Below are 15,673 nucleotides of genomic sequence, written 5' to 3'. Positions count from 1 at the left end.
TTTATGAAATATATATCAGGTTTAAATGGCATTCGAGCTATTGCTGTGCTTTTTGTAATTGTTTCTCATCGTTTTCCACAGGACCATATTGTGCATAAACTTTCTTTAGGCAATTATGGAGTAGATATCTTTTTTGTATTAAGTGGGTTCTTAATATCACGCTCCCTTTTTTCTCAAATTATAGCTCATAATAATGGAGAGATTTCAAAACAAAATATTCTTAAGCAATTTTTTTATAAAAGAAGCTTGCGTATTTTTCCTATATACTATTTGTTATTACTTTTTATGTATTTAACTAGTGGTATCATTGGGAATCAGTTTAAAGAGAATATACTATGGTACTTGTTTTATGGTTCTAATTATTTAAATTATTTTCAAAACAAATGGTTTGGATCCTTAGCACATTTTTGGTCACTAGCCGTAGAAGAACAATTTTACATCTTTTGGCCATTGTTATTACTATTCATGTTTAAAAAACGGATTTTAATATTTTTTGGAGCTTTAATTATAGTAGGTACAATTTATCCTTTTTTAATAGATGGAAAATCGGGAGTGTTATTATTGTCTTGTGTTAATGCATTTGCAGTAGGTGCTTTGCTTGCCTATATAGAAATTAAAAAGCCTGTTTATAAAAGTGCATTTATAAAAATTATAAAAGTTGTATTTTTCCCAACACTAATTATGGTTTTAATACATCAACTTGTTGTAAATATTCCATATTTTTCTAGTCGATTAGCTGCGGCAATTATAGCAGTGTCAATAATTTCATATTGTTTATACCATTCTAATAGTTTTTTAGTAAAACACATATTAGGTAATAAAGCTCTTAATTTTATTGGTACTATTAGTTATGGAATATATTTGTATCACAATATAGTACCAAGATACTGGGCTTGGGGATTACGAAAGCTGAATATAATTACTCCAGCTACACACTATGAGTTTTCATATTTAGAATTTTTTATGCAAACTATTTTTATAATTGTAGTTAGCTATTTTTCATGGATTATTGTTGAAAGACCAATATTGAAATTTAAAGACAGACAATTTAATAATGGTAAATTAGTATAATGTTGCTAAATTATAGATTGTAGAATGCTAATAGTTTATTGTATAAGATAAACGTTAAAGAATATAATAAAAACGAAGTTGTAAATATGAATTTTCTAGTAATAGCACAAGATCTTAGAGTTTCTGGCACAAGCGAAGGCATCGTGTCACGATCTTTTATTGCAAAGTTAAGAATGGCATATCCAAAGGCTATTATAGATGTGTTGTACATTAAAAACCATAATAGTGAAGACCAGTTAGAGTTATTACCTGTAAACTCAATACAATCTCATGTTATTAATTTAAAGCCAACATTTAGTGTTAAATGGATAAATAGATTTACAAGACGAGTATTTAATATCTCTTGGTACGATAGGTTTATACATAAATCTTATGCAAAACATATTGCCACTATAGATCATGCAAAATACAATCATGTTTTTATAAGAAGTGCAGGTTTAAATCATGAAATTATTTTGGCAGCGAAAGATCTTCAAATTTTAAAAAAAGCAATAATAAACTTTCACGATCCTTATCCGTTTTTCTGGTATCAAGGATCTAAGCAGGAGTTGTCTGGAGACGAATTAAACCGTTTTCATAATATGTATAAAGTAGTACAGCAAGCTAAAGGTTGTATTAGTACAGCTAAGATGATGTCTCAAGATTTAGAGTTTTTATATGGTTCTAGAAAGCAATTTTATACGTTGCCACATCAATTCTCGGAAACCGTTTTCAACTTAACAGATATAGAGCATGTGCGTAAAAAGCAAAAACCAGTAACACTTGCCTATCATGGTTCTATTCAATTTGGAAGACAGATTGATGTGCTTTTAGATGCCTATGATACTTTAGTAAAAACAAACACTCAAATTAAAGAGCATACAGAATTTGTATTACGTTTAGGAGGAGGTGATGTGCAAAGATTAAGAAGTAAATATGCTAAAAATAAAAACATTTCTATTTTAGGAACACTTAATTTTTCGAATTCGTCTTACGAACAAATGCATAGTGCAGATATTAATATTATTCTAGAAAACGGACCTTTGTACTGTAATATACTTGTTGGTAAAGCTCCTTTTTTAGCTTCTTTAAATAAGCCAATATTTTGTGTGTCTCCAAGACGTAGTGAATTAAGGCATTTAATAAATGATGTAAAGTATATTGCAAGTGGAGATGATATTGAAGAGGTAAAAGAAAAATTAGAAGCCTTAATTAGTAAAAATATAATATCTAAAGAACCGGTTTTTCCTTTTGGAGACTATTTTAGTGATACTAATTTTGTAAATAAGTTAGACAATATTTTAAAAGAAAATTAATACATAGATTAATTGTAATATGAAAAAAAAATGGTCAGGTGAAAGGTTAGAGACTTTTATTTATGGTAACGTATCAGTGGAACATTTACATAGGTATGCGTTGTCCTCAATGTTTGTTAAAGGAAAAATAGTACTTGATATAGCCTCAGGAGAAGGGTACGGCTCTTTCTTAATGTCAAAAGCAGCTAAAAAAGTTATCGGAGTTGATATAGATAACGATGCTGTAGATCAGGCAAAAATTAAATATAAAAATGATAATTTAAGTTTTTTGACTGGTAGCGCAGAGAATATTCCGCTTGAAGACAATAGTATAGATGTATTGGTGAGTTTTGAAACAATAGAACATCATGACAAGCATGAAGAAATGTTTTTAGAAATAAAAAGAGTCTTAAAACCAAATGGGATGTTAATAATGTCTTCTCCAGATAAAAAATATTATTCCGATTTACAAAAAAATAATCCTTATCACATAAAAGAGTTATACCTAGAAGAATTTGAAAATTTAGCCAAGAGGCATTTTACTAACACTAAAACATATTTTCAAAATTGTGTTAATGGAAGTTCTATAATAGCTCCAGTTAATTCTTTTGAGAATTTAAAAATATTTTCAGGAAATTTTGAAGAAATATACCCGAAAAAACTTCCAGCTCTTTATAATATAATTATTGCTTCAGAGGGAATAGTAGATGAAGTTGAATTATTTATATTTGATGGTCAAGTAATTTCTAATAAAATAAATGAGGATAATATAAATTACATAAGGTCTTCAACCACTTTTAGATTAGGAAGTTATATTCTTAAGCCATTTATTAAAATAAAAAATAGCATTAAAAGATAAAAACTTTAAAATGAGCAAAGCTAGAGTAATCGCCTATTATTTACCACAATTTCATCCTGTAGCAGAAAATGATGAGTGGTGGGGAAAAGGCTTTACAGAGTGGACAAACGTAGGTAAGGCGAAGCCTTTGTTTAAAGGCCATGACCAACCAAAATTACCAGCCGATTTAGGATATTATGATTTAAGAGTTCCAGAAGTTTTAGAACAGCAAGCCAAAATGGCGAAAGAGCATGGCGTAGAAGGTTTTTGTTATTGGCATTATTGGTTTGGTGATGGAAAGCGCTTGCTAGAAAAACCATTTCAAGCACATTTAAAATCCAATGTTTCAGATGTTGGTTTTTCTTTAGCTTGGGCTAATGTAAAATGGGGAGGATTAGATTATGGCGATAAGTTTAAAAGATTATTAATGGATCAAACTTATTCTGGCATTGAAGATTATACAAATCATTTTTACGAAGTGCTACCTGCTTTTAAAGATAAAAGGTATTTAACTATTAACGATAAACCAATTTTTACCATTTATAATCCATCAGGACTTCCAGACTCAAATGCATTTATTAAATTGTGGAATAAATTAGCTGTTGAAAATGGATTAAAAGGAGTCTATTTTATTGCCTATCAGCATTTCGATTTTCCATATAAAGAACAAGGTTTTGATGCTCTAACACCACCAAGTCCAAGTCATCTTTTTTCGAGAGTTAAGTATGGGTTTTTAGATAAACTAGTTAATAAAGTTACAGGTTATAGATTGAATCAATTTAAATACAAATCATTTAAATTAAGAAATATTTACAATCACAGTAAAATCGTTGAAGCAAGTGATTATAGAGACATACCTAAGAGTGTAAAGTTCTATCCAAGTTGTAGCCCAAATTGGGATCACACACCAAGAAGTGGACATAAAGGGCAAGTAATTATAAACACGAAGCCAGAGCTGTTTTTTAAAAATTTAGAAAATTGTTATGATAGAATTAAAAACTATAATAAAGACGAGAGAATTATTTTTATTAAAGCTTGGAACGAATGGGCAGAAGGCAATTATTTAGAGCCAGATCAAAAAAATGGTTTCAATAATTTAAATGAAATAAAGAAATTTCAAGAAAGAACTTAATTTGTAAATGAGAATAGGTTACAATCCACATAAAGACCAAGTATTAGAAAAATCTGAGTTTACACATCAGGTAGTAATGCCAGTTTATATACCTAATCAAGAAGGTTATTTTAAAGATAGCTTATCTATTTTAAAATTAACTTTAGAGTCTTTATTTAAAACAACACACAACAGCACATTCTTTTCGATTGTAAATAATGGAAGTTGTGACGCAGTTGTAGATTACCTTGAACATTTATACAAAAAAGGAAGCATTCAAGAATTAATACACACCACTAACATTGGCAAATTAAATGCTATTTTAAAAGGGTTGGTTGGTAATACTATAGAGCTAGTAACCATTACAGATGCAGATGTGCTTTTTACTAACGGATGGCAATTAGAAACAGCTAAGGTTTTTAAAACCTTTCCAAAAGTTGGCGTTGTTGGTATTGTGCCTCAATTTAATATGTTTAAATCGCATTGCGGAAATGTTATTTACGATAACCTATTTAATAAAAACTTTAAATTTCTTCCTATAAAGTCACCAAAAGCATTAGCCTTATTTTATAAAAGTATTGGTTGGGATGAGACTTATAATAAAGATTTTTTAAAGTACGGTTTAGGTATCGAAAATAAAGAAGTAAATGTACTATTAGGTTCAGGTCATTTTGTAGCAACCTATAAAAAGCAGCAATTTGAGACTGTAAAATCGTATTTGGGTTATAAACTAGGAGGGAACTCTGAAGGTTATTTAGATTCTGCAGCTTTAGAATTTGATTATTGGAGAGTAACAACGCAGGAGAACTATGCTTTTCACATGGGTAATGTTATGGAAGATTGGATGTCTAAAATAGCTATTAATAATAGTGATAAGGATGTTGTTATTTCTGGATTTTTAGAAAGACAAAAAATGAATAGTATTAGTTACTTTATAAAAAATAAACTGTTTTATAAGTTGGTTCTAAATAAGCGTTTTTCGAAATTATTCTACTCATGGAAAAAATTGCCAAAGCAAATGATTAGTAATTATAACAGTGTAAAAGCAGAATAGATGGTTAATAGAATTATTGTGTCGGCTTATTCTGTTCATCCAGATCAAAAATCTAGCGAAGCTATCGTTAATAAAAATTGGTTGGATATTTTATATAAAAAGGGAAGTGTGTTGTATGTGATTTCTGCATTCAATAATTATAGTTTTAAAGGAGGAGTAATTAAGCTTATAAAAAAACATAAAACAAATGCACTGCTCTATAAAACATCAAAACAAAACAAAGGTTTAGGAGGCTTAGTTTATAAGGTTTTAAATACATTAAATAAGACGGTATTTAATTCTAATAATACGCTTTTAGAGACCATTTGGGTAAAAAAACAATCGAAGATATTACATAATACAATTACTCAAGAAGATGTTGTTTGGTCAAGAATTCTACCAACACTTTCAATAGTTCCAATACTAAATGTTTATAGAAAAAAACCATTCCCATTTATTGTAAATGTAAACGATCCAATAAATGCAGGTGTTTTTAAACAGGATAATTTGGACAGCCATCAAGCTGTTTTTTTAAAGACAAAAGATATTGCGCAAGCTTGGACGTTTCCTTCATCTAAATTAGCCGATAGAATGGCTAATAATTATAATTTAGATAGGCAACGTTGTTTTGTAATACCACATGCAATGCAAAAAGTTGAAAAACTTTACAAAAGAAATATAGAGAAACAGGAAGTCAATTTTTTATACGCAGGTACTTTTTATAAAAGTGCTTTTACTGAAGAGTTTAAAACGAGTCTAATTACCTTTAATAAGCTTGAAGTCTCACAAAAAGTGAGTTTTACATTTGTGCTTTCTCAGTTTGATGAAGAATCTATTACTTGGTTAAAAGCATCAATACCTAATGTTATTTTAAAATTTAAATTAGAGAGAACACAAGTACTTGAGCTTATAAAGAAATCGGACTGTATGTTTGTTGTAGATTCTATTTTGCATGGCGAATTGTTAAAAGGTAAATTAATAGAAGCTTTGTCTTTTGGTGTTCCAGTTTTTGGAGTTACTTATCCTAATTCTATAATGGATAAAGTAGTTAGTAGTTATGGGAGCGTTTCGGCTTATCAAAATAAAGAAAATGACATCTTAAATAAAATGAATTTTTTTGTAAATAACATTAATAACTTAGAGGTGTTAAATGCCTTTTACAAGCAAAGAACTACGGTTTTAGATAAAATTTCTGAAGATTATATTGCAGAGGCAACACAGTTGGTAACTACTTTTGCTTATAACCGTTTTAATAACAAAAAGGAAGTATCTATAAAAGCACCAGATCAATTAAATTGGCCTTGATATAAAAATATAAACACTACTAAAATTGAAAACAATAATAGTTATACCAGCACGTGGAGGCTCTAAAAGGCTGCCAAATAAAAATGTTTTAGCATTAGGCGATTTGCCTTTAATAGCACACAGTATTTTGTATGCTAAAGCAAATTTACATTTAGCTGATGCTATTTATATTACAACAGACGATGCCGCAATAAAAGAAATAGCATTGTCTTATGGCGTAAATGTTATAGATAGACCTTCGGATATTTCTGGAGATTTAGAACCTACAGTTTCTGCGGTTAAGCATGTTTTACAATCAATTAATGAAGCTGTAGAAACAGTAATTCTATTGCAGCCTACAAATCCATTAAGACCAAAAACATTGTTAGAAGATTGTTTTAATGCTTACAATGAAAAAGCTTGTGACAGTGTGTTTACAGTATCTCAAAGTTATCATAAATTAGGAAAAATAGAGAATGATAAGTTTAAGCCTTTTAATTATAAACCAGGACAACGCAGTCAAGATTTAGAACCCTTATATTTTGAAAATGGATTGCTGTATATAGCAGATGCAACAAGTGTGTTAAACAATGAGATAATGACTACTAACGGGTTTCCTTTTAAGGTAAACCACGTTTTTTCAACTGTAGATATTGATACACAAGCAGATTTAGACTATGCAAATTATATTTTAGAGAAATCTCATCTTAACTTAAATTAAGTAAGCCAGCAATGAGAATAGAACAACTTACTTTTACTCGATTTGTTGCGGCACTTTTAATTGTTGTGTTCCACTTTGGTAGTGGATCAATGCATTTTACTAACGAGTATACTCAGTTTTTATTTAAACAAGCAAATATTGGAGTAAGTTACTTTTTTATATTGTCTGGTTTTGTAATGATAATTGCCTACCATAAAAAAGTGAAGGTTAATTTTATGGACTATATGGTAAATAGATTTGCTAGAATTTATCCTGTATATCTCCTAGCCATTCTTTTCCTTTTGTTTCTAATAGTTGTTTCAGGCCAATTTAATTTTACCGAGTTTATTTTGAATCTATTTATGGTTCAAACTTGGGTGCCTGGACAAGCTTTAGTTTTTAATATTCCTGCTTGGTCATTATCAGTAGAGTTAGTATTCTATGCATTGTTCCCATTTTTATACAATAGGTTTTACTCTAAAATTAGTTTCAATAAATTAATTGTCCCGATTATTTTCTTTTGGTTAATTAGCCAATTTTTATTTCATTATTTAATTAATCAAACAACGTTTACAGATTTATTTTATAGTTCCAAAGATGTAATGTATCATCCCATTTTTCATCTTAATGAATTTATTATTGGTAATTTAGCAGGTCTTTATTTCGTTAAAAAAAGTACTGAAACTAAAAATTATGATGTGCATATAATTGCTTTAGTTATTTTATCTTTAATAGCCTTAAAATTTCCCATAGGGCTTAGTTATCACAATGGTCTTTTAGCAGTTTTGTTTATTCCAATAATTATATTATTGTCACTTAATAATGGGTTTATAACCAAACTATTTAATAAAAAAACTTTTATTTTTTTAGGCGAAATAAGTTACGGTTTATATATTCTTCAATTTGTAATATGGGGATATATAAGTGATTATAGATTGAATAAATATTTAGGCTTAGATAAAGCAGAAGATTTCTTATTTTGCTTCTTTTTAAGGTTGTTTATACTCATTGGCTTATCTATTTTAAGTTATTTATATATTGAAAAGCCAGCTAGAAATAAAATAAAGAGTTATTTAAGTAAAAGAAAAGAAGGTAAATTAATATAATATAGAGAATACAATACATGAATCCATATATAGAAATAGCTGGACGTAAAATTGGTCAAGATTTCCCACCTTTAGTCATTGCCGAAATTGGTATAAACCACGAAGGTTCTCTAACAGTAGCCAAAGAAATGGTTGATGCAGCACATAGAGCAGGTGTCGAGGTTGTAAAGCACCAAACACACATTGTTGCAGACGAAATGAGTGGTGCAGCAAAAAAAGTAATTCCTGGTAATGCAAATGTTTCTATTTACGATATTATGGAGCGTTGTTCGCTTAACGAAGAAGATGAGCTTGCACTTAAAAATTATGTAGAGTCTAAAGGCATGATTTTTATTTCTACACCTTTCTCTCGTGCAGCAGCAGAACGTTTAAAAAAGTTCGACATACCAGCTTATAAAATAGGATCTGGTGAGTGTAATAACTATCCGCTTTTAGAACATATAGCACAGTTTGGTAAGCCTGTAATATTAAGTACAGGAATGAATACCATAGAAAGTGTAAGTAAAGCTGTCGCTATTTTCGATAAACATAAAGTACCTGTTGCGCTATTACATACCACAAATTTATATCCAACACCAATTCATTTGGTACGTTTTGGAGCCATGATACAATTACACGAAGCGTTTCCAGATAAAGTTTTTGGTTTAAGCGATCACACACTAAATAATAATGCATGTTTAGGAGCTGTAGCACTAGGTGGTTCTATATTAGAGCGTCATTTTACAGACCACATGCAACGTACAGGTCCAGATATTGTTTGTAGTATGGACGAGAAAGCTTGTAGCGAATTAATAACAAGCAGTGCAGAAATAGCATTAATGCGTGGTGGAGTTAAAGAACCTGCAAAAGAAGAACAGGTAACCATAGATTTTGCTTTTGCAACAGTTTGTACAATAAAACCAATTGCAGAAGGTGAAACCTATACAAAAGAAAATATCTGGGTTAAAAGACCTGGAACTGGAGATATTTTAGCCAATGAGTATGAAAGTATACTTGGTAAAATAGCAACAAGAGCAATAGATAATGACGAACAGTTAACTTGGAAAGATATTAAGTAATGGTAGAATTTGTTTCTTTTTTACAAGCTAAAGTATATAAGCCAAAAGCCATACCAGATAAGGTAATACATGATGCTTTCGAGAAAACAGTAAAAGATGTAAACTATCATTTACCAACATTATCAAAAAAAGAAATAAAACAAAGAATACAAAGTAATGCTAATGAGTTGGCTGTCTTTTTATTTAGACTAGGAAATCAATTACAAACAGAGAATTATAACGATTTAACAGCTCAAATTCATTGGCTATTAAAAGAGTTGTGTTCCTGCGAAATCTATTTCAATAATACTATCGCAGAAGGTTTTTATATAATCCATGGGCAAGGCACAGTAATAGGTAGTAGAAACACCATTGGGAAAGGTTTTATAATTCATCAAGGTTGTACTATTGGTCATAAAAAAAACAGAGAAGGCACTGGAGTTGTTATTGGAGATAATGTAACACTATACTGTAACGCTTCAATTCTTGGTGATTTAAAAATTGAAAATAATGTAACTATTGGTGCTCATATTCTTGTAAGTACTAGCATTAAGAGTAATAGTATCGTTTTAAAAGATGAAACACATAAAATAAAGCCTATAAAGTAGATAAATGAAAAAAATTGTTTTTTTAACAGGCACACGAGCAGACTTCGGAAAAGTGAAATCACTAATCCAAATTCTAGAAAGTCAAAGTCAATTTGAGGTACACATATTTGTTACAGGCATGCATATGCTTGAAGAATATGGTTATACATTAATTGAAGTTGAACGTTGTGGTTTTAAAAATATTTCAACATTTAACAACCACACACACGAGGCTACAATGGATTTAACATTGGCTAAGACCATTTCGGGTTTTTCTGAGTTTATAAAAACTATAAACCCAGACTTAATTGTTATTCATGGAGATCGTGTAGAAGCATTAGCAGGAGCTATTGTTGGTAGTTTAAATAATATATTAGTTGCACATATTGAAGGAGGCGAATTATCTGGTACTATAGACGAGCTTATTCGACATTCTACAAGTAAAATGAGTCATATTCATTTTGTCGCTAACGATAAAGCTAAAGAACGTTTGGAGCAAATGGGAGAGTTGCCAAAGTCTATTTATAGTATTGGTTCTCCAGATGTAGATATTATGTTTTCCGAAAACCTACCAAGCCTAGAGGTTGTTAAGGCATATTATAATATTAGTTTTGATGATTATGCAGTAGCGATGTTTCATCCTGTAACAACAGAGCATGATCAAATGGAACGCTATGCAAAGCAATTTGTAGAAGCCTTAATTAAGAGTGAAAAGAATTATGTTGTAATTTTCCCTAATAACGATTTAGGAAGCCAAATTATACTTGAAACTTATCAAACTTTAAAAAGCCATTCAAATTTTAGAATTTTCCCATCCATAAGATTCGAATATTTTTTAACCTTATTAAAAAAATCTAAATTTATAATTGGTAATAGTAGTGCAGGTGTGAGAGAAGCACCTTATTATGGAATTCCTACAATAAACGTTGGTACAAGACAAGCCAATAGAGTTTTATTGGGTTCAATTATTAATACAAGTTATAATGCTGAAGCTATATTAAAAGCTATTAACGATAAAAAAGAATTTGAAATAGAGAAAACCGAAATCTTTGGAAAAGGTAATAGTGCGGAAGCTTTTTTAAAAACATTATTGATGGAAGATTTATGGGAAACCAATCATCAAAAACAATTTATGGATATTTAAATTATGCTAACAGTTAGTAACTACCATTACATTAGAGAAGATTTTAAAACTAAATACCCAAGTATTTTTGGAGTCACACCTTTAGCATTTAAAAAACAGTTGCTATTGCTTCAAAATCAAGGTGAATTTATAGCTTCAAAAGATTTATTAGATAATTCTGAACAAATCCTTTCAAGTAAAGAAAATTATATTTTAATAACTTTTGATGATGGACTAAAAGAACAAGTTGATTTTGGGTTTTCAATATTAAACGAACTTAATATTCCGGCAATGTTTTTTGCAAATTCAATTAACTATCAAGAGAAAAAAATATCGACAGTCCACAAAATTCATTTATTAAGATCAAAAATTGAATCTGAAATAATCTTAAAAAGAATTGAAAATAAATACAAAAGTAAATTGCAAACTATAGATGTCGCTAAAATAAAAGCGATTTACATTTATGATGACGAAAAAAGCGCTGTTTTAAAATATATATTAAATTTTGTATTAGACTATAAAGAACAAGAAGAAGTAATAAACGAATTGTTTTCTAATCATTTTAATGAAAATGAAGTATTAAACGATTTGTATATGACTACCAATAACTTACAGGAACTAGCAAATTTAGGCTATCTAGGAAGCCATACGCATAGTCATTATCCACTAGGTTTGTTACCATTAAAAGACATAACTAAAGAATTAGAAAGCTCTAAAAATTATTTTGAAAGCTTAACAAAAACTAAAATAGATACTGTTGCTTATCCTTATGGAACAGACGAAGCTTGTACTGCTGAGGTTTCTAAATTAGCAACATTAGCTGGTTATAAATTTGGGTTTACAACTAAACGAGGTGTAAATTTGAATCCTCAGGATAAACTGCTTTTAAATAGATTTGATTGTAACGATGTTATTGGAGGAAAAAACTATAAAATATGATAACACGAGAGGCAACAATACAAGATTGGGATAAACTACGTGCTTTTTTTATAAAAATATATAGAGCCAACCATCCTTTACATAAATTAGAATTTTGGGAATGGCAATATGGGAACGCTAAATATGGACGCTCTTTTATTTGTTTAAACAATAATCAAGAAGTTGTTGGCCATGTAGGAGCTAATTTTCAAGGCGGTTTAGCTTGGATAATTAATGTGTATCTAGATGTAGAATGTAGAGGTCAAGGCGTTTTAGGTAAATTATATGCATTAGCAAGAAACTATTATCCATTAGCAGCAACAGCAGCCAACGAGGCTGGTTTAGGTTTGTATAGAAACATGAGATGGATTCGTTATTACGATTTGGTTCGCTATGTAAAGGTTAATCCTAAATTAGAAGATCAATCTTTTAAATCGGTTTGTAGAAATATAGAAGTAAATATTGAAGATTTATTAGATGCGAAATCACATTATTTCCAACAACCAGGTGTTAAAGGATTAGTGTTTAATGATGGGTCTCAAGCTGTAAGTCAAGAAAATGTTGGAGGATTAAGAGCTGTAAATATTGTAGATATTAATGCTTTCGAAGAGCAAGCTTGGGCATTAGGCTACCGTTGGATCGATTATATTACCTCTTGGAATAACTTAGAAACAAAAAAACTAGCTAAAAACAATTGGGCTTTAGATTATAAAAATGTTGTGCCTTGGCGCTTAAATCCAATTGAAGAAAACTATTTTTGCGATATTACATTTCTTTCAGAAAAACCATTGGACAACGAGTTTGTTGTTAATAGAAATTTTTCAGATCATGGTAGAATAGGTAGCTTGTAAATTATTATGAAAAACAAAAAAATATTTATTCTTATTCCTTCAGGTATAGCGCTTCGTAATTTTGCGTTTACTAAATTTCACGATTTAGCTAAAGCACAAAATCTTGATATTACGTACTGGAATAGCACTCCGTTTTCTATTTCAGAAATGGGATATAAAGAAATTAGACTAGATAACATTAAACCGCATTGGCTTACAGATATATTAAAGAACGTAAGAAAAACGATAGAATTAAATTTAAATATTAAGAATGCAGGAGATCCTATTTATAACGCATATAAATTTCCTGCAAGTAACAAATCTATAAAAGCAGTTGTAAAAAACGTAATTACTAAAGTTATAATATTTTTATTTTCATCTGCAAAAGGGCTTGAAAAAATTAAGCAAATCATTAATAAAAAAGAACGATCTACAGGTTATTACAACTCGTGTATTAATACTTTAAAAAAAGAGAAACCAGATTTTATTTTTTGTACTAACCAGAGAATTGTGGATGCTATAGCACCTTTATTGGCAGCTCGAGATATTGATATCCCTACAGCTACATTTATTTTTTCTTGGGATAATTTGCCAAAAGCAACACTAGTTGTGGATACAGACTATTATTTTGTGTGGAGTGATTTCATGAAAAAAGAAATGCATCAATATTATCCTCAAATTAAAGCGAATCAAATAATAGTAACTGGAACACCACAGTTCGAACCACATTACGACAACGAAACAATAAAAACTAAAGAAGCATTTTATAAAGACTATAATCTAGATTCTAAAAAAGAATATGTTTGTTTTTCGGGAGACGATGTTACTACTTCACCAGATGACCCAAAGTACTTAGAAGATTTTGCTAAGGCAATAGCATCTTTAAACACAAAAGGTTATAATCTAGGTATTGTTTTTAGAAAATGCCCAGTAGATTTTTCTGGCAGATACGATAATATCGTTTCTAAATATAATGGCTTGATTGTAGAGGTTGCACCAAAATGGCAAAATGTAAATAATACTTGGAATACAATGTTACCTAGTAGGGAGGATAATGTATTGTTATCTAATACAATAGCTCACTCTTTGTTTGTTGTAAATTTAGGTTCGTCTATGGTTTTCGATTATGCTGCATTTAATAAAGCCTGTGGTTATTTTAATTACAATCAAGAAGTACAGTTAAATACGTATTGGGATATACATCAATGTTATAAATATGTTCACTTTCGTTCAATGCCAAATGGAGCAGTAATATATTTTGATAAAGCTGAAGAGATTGAAGCCAAAATAGTAGGTATTATTAATAAAGAATCAGATACTGTAGAAAAGGCGAAATTATGGTTCGATACTATTTGTAAATCACCACAAAAAGAATCGTCGCAACGTATTTTAAAAGCAATTACAGCAATACTATCTAAAGAAAATATATAATAAAAATGAGTGATTCGAGCTTAAAACATATTCTTGGTGAAGATTTAAAACGTTATGGTTTAAGTTCTAAACCTTCTTTTTTTAGTTGTGTTAAACAACTTTTATTTTATACAGCTCCTGGTGTTAAATTCTCTATTGTCTTTAGAAGTTGCCAACATTATCGCGGACGAAACAAAGTTTTATTTTATTTTTTCTTTTTGTATTTAAGAAGAATAAAACATAAATATGGTTTCGATATTTCTTATAGGACATCTATTGGTAAAGGTTTGTATTTAGGACATTTTGGAGGTGTAGTAATCCATGGAGACGCTACTATTGGCGAGTATTGTAATATTTCTCAAGGCATAACAATAGGTGTGTTAAATAGAGGTAAATATAAAGGTGTGCCTAAAATAGGAGATAGTATTTTTATTGGCCCAAATGCAGTTATTGTTGGAGGAATTTCAATTGGAAATAATGTTTTAATAGGTGCAAATAGCTTAGTTAATTTTAATGTAAAAACTAATGCAGTAGTTGCACCAACACCATCACAAATAATATCTTACCAAGGCTCAAAAGACTATGTGTAATATTTTGAACTTAATAAATTGTATTTAAAAACACTATGAACCCAAAATTTAATAAGCTTTCTATAATTATACCTGCTTACAATGAAGAAGCAACTATTCATCTAATTTTAGATAAAGTAATAGCTGTTACATTGCTTAATGCTATAGAAAAAGAGATCATTATTGTTAATGATTTTAGTAGTGATAATACAGTGAAGGTTATTGAAAATTATATTAGTTCTCATAAAGATGTTAATATGAAACTGTATCAGCAAGATAAAAATTATGGAAAAGGAGCAGCTTTACACAGAGGTATAAAAGAAGCTACTGGAGAATTAATTATTATTCAAGATGCAGATTTAGAGTATGATCCTAATGAGTATAATAAGCTTTTAAAACCAATAATAGATGGTTTTGCAGATGTTGTTTATGGCAGTCGATTTATTGGTGGTAATCCACATCGTATTTTATTTTTCTGGCACAGTTTAGGAAATAAGTTTTTGACTTTTTTAAGTAATATGATGACAAATATGAACTTTACAGACATGGAAACCTGTTATAAAATGTTTAAAGCAGAACATATTAAGTCTCTTAATTTAGTAGAAAGCCGGTTTGGTTTCGAACCAGAAGTGACTGCGAAAATGTCTAGAATTAAAAATATTCGTGCTTACGAAGTTGGTATAAGTTACTATGGTAGAACCTATGAAGAAGGTAAGAAGATAGGTTGGAAAGATGGTGTTAGAGCAATCTATTGCATCCTAAAATATAAATGTTTATAAAGC

General features: G+C 29.7%; 16 protein-coding genes. All 16 read left to right on the top strand.

The genetic code is table 11. From position 1 onward, the window contains the following. Positions 1 to 3: 3 nt before the first annotated feature. A complete protein-coding gene (locus CW733_RS08040; protein WP_100996706.1) occupies positions 4 to 1,071 on the top strand; it encodes an acyltransferase in 1,068 nt (355 codons plus the stop codon). 86 nt (positions 1,072 to 1,157) lie between these two features. Next, a complete protein-coding gene (locus tag CW733_RS08035; RefSeq protein WP_157811559.1) occupies positions 1,158 to 2,366 on the top strand; it encodes a hypothetical protein in 1,209 nt (402 codons plus the stop codon). Positions 2,367 to 2,385: 19 nt separating this feature from the next. Beyond that, positions 2,386 to 3,204: a bifunctional 2-polyprenyl-6-hydroxyphenol methylase/3-demethylubiquinol 3-O-methyltransferase UbiG gene (locus tag CW733_RS08030; protein ID WP_100996704.1), complete on the top strand. Its 819-nt coding sequence runs from the start codon at positions 2,386 to 2,388 to the stop codon at positions 3,202 to 3,204. Positions 3,205 to 3,214: 10 nt separating this feature from the next. Continuing rightward, the gene (locus CW733_RS08025) at positions 3,215 to 4,315 is read left to right on the top strand and encodes a glycoside hydrolase family 99-like domain-containing protein (RefSeq protein ID WP_100996703.1); all 1,101 of its coding nucleotides are present in this window, start codon (positions 3,215 to 3,217) and stop codon (positions 4,313 to 4,315) included. 7 nt (positions 4,316 to 4,322) lie between these two features. Next, on the top strand, positions 4,323 to 5,348 hold the full coding sequence (locus CW733_RS08020; RefSeq protein ID WP_100996702.1) for a glycosyltransferase family A protein: 1,026 nt from the start codon (positions 4,323 to 4,325) through the stop codon (positions 5,346 to 5,348). Then, positions 5,349 to 6,632 carry a hypothetical protein gene (locus tag CW733_RS08015; protein WP_100996701.1) on the top strand — a complete coding sequence of 428 codons (1,284 nt, stop codon included), beginning with the start codon at positions 5,349 to 5,351 and terminating at the stop codon, positions 6,630 to 6,632. Between the two features lie 25 nt (positions 6,633 to 6,657). Continuing rightward, positions 6,658 to 7,332 carry a cytidylyltransferase domain-containing protein gene (locus tag CW733_RS08010; RefSeq protein WP_100996700.1) on the top strand — a complete coding sequence of 225 codons (675 nt, stop codon included), beginning with the start codon at positions 6,658 to 6,660 and terminating at the stop codon, positions 7,330 to 7,332. A gap of 11 nt (positions 7,333 to 7,343) precedes the next feature. After that, a complete protein-coding gene (locus CW733_RS08005) occupies positions 7,344 to 8,417 on the top strand; it encodes an acyltransferase (protein WP_100996699.1) in 1,074 nt (357 codons plus the stop codon). A gap of 17 nt (positions 8,418 to 8,434) precedes the next feature. Further along, positions 8,435 to 9,475 carry an N-acetylneuraminate synthase family protein gene (locus CW733_RS08000; RefSeq protein WP_100996698.1) on the top strand — a complete coding sequence of 347 codons (1,041 nt, stop codon included), beginning with the start codon at positions 8,435 to 8,437 and terminating at the stop codon, positions 9,473 to 9,475. Then, a complete protein-coding gene (locus CW733_RS07995) occupies positions 9,475 to 10,062 on the top strand; it encodes a serine acetyltransferase (protein ID WP_100996697.1) in 588 nt (195 codons plus the stop codon). The genes CW733_RS08000 and CW733_RS07995 overlap by 1 nt, the downstream gene beginning before the upstream one ends. A gap of 4 nt (positions 10,063 to 10,066) precedes the next feature. Then, entirely contained in the window at positions 10,067 to 11,185 is a 1,119-nt protein-coding gene (neuC, locus tag CW733_RS07990) for a UDP-N-acetylglucosamine 2-epimerase (RefSeq protein ID WP_100996696.1), read from the top strand. 3 nt (positions 11,186 to 11,188) lie between these two features. Then, positions 11,189 to 12,103, top strand: a complete 915-nt coding sequence (locus tag CW733_RS07985; RefSeq protein WP_100996695.1) for a polysaccharide deacetylase family protein — start codon at positions 11,189 to 11,191, stop codon at positions 12,101 to 12,103. After that, positions 12,100 to 12,933 (top strand): GNAT family N-acetyltransferase, encoded by an 834-nt coding sequence (locus tag CW733_RS07980; protein WP_100996694.1) that lies wholly within the window; start codon positions 12,100 to 12,102, stop codon positions 12,931 to 12,933. The genes CW733_RS07985 and CW733_RS07980 overlap by 4 nt, the downstream gene beginning before the upstream one ends. A 6-nt stretch (positions 12,934 to 12,939) precedes the next feature. Further along, positions 12,940 to 14,343: a UDP-glycosyltransferase gene (locus CW733_RS07975; protein WP_100996693.1), complete on the top strand. Its 1,404-nt coding sequence runs from the start codon at positions 12,940 to 12,942 to the stop codon at positions 14,341 to 14,343. A gap of 5 nt (positions 14,344 to 14,348) precedes the next feature. Beyond that, the gene (locus CW733_RS07970; protein ID WP_100996692.1) at positions 14,349 to 14,912 is read left to right on the top strand and encodes a serine O-acetyltransferase; all 564 of its coding nucleotides are present in this window, start codon (positions 14,349 to 14,351) and stop codon (positions 14,910 to 14,912) included. Positions 14,913 to 14,947: 35 nt separating this feature from the next. Continuing rightward, a complete protein-coding gene (locus tag CW733_RS07965) occupies positions 14,948 to 15,670 on the top strand; it encodes a glycosyltransferase family 2 protein (RefSeq protein ID WP_100996691.1) in 723 nt (240 codons plus the stop codon). Positions 15,671 to 15,673 lie beyond the last annotated feature (3 nt).

This window comes from Lacinutrix sp. Bg11-31 (assembly GCF_002831665.1).
Lineage (GTDB): Bacteria > Bacteroidota > Bacteroidia > Flavobacteriales > Flavobacteriaceae > Lacinutrix.
Note: the sequence above shows the minus strand (reverse complement) of the source record. Positions and strands in the feature narration are given on the sequence as shown.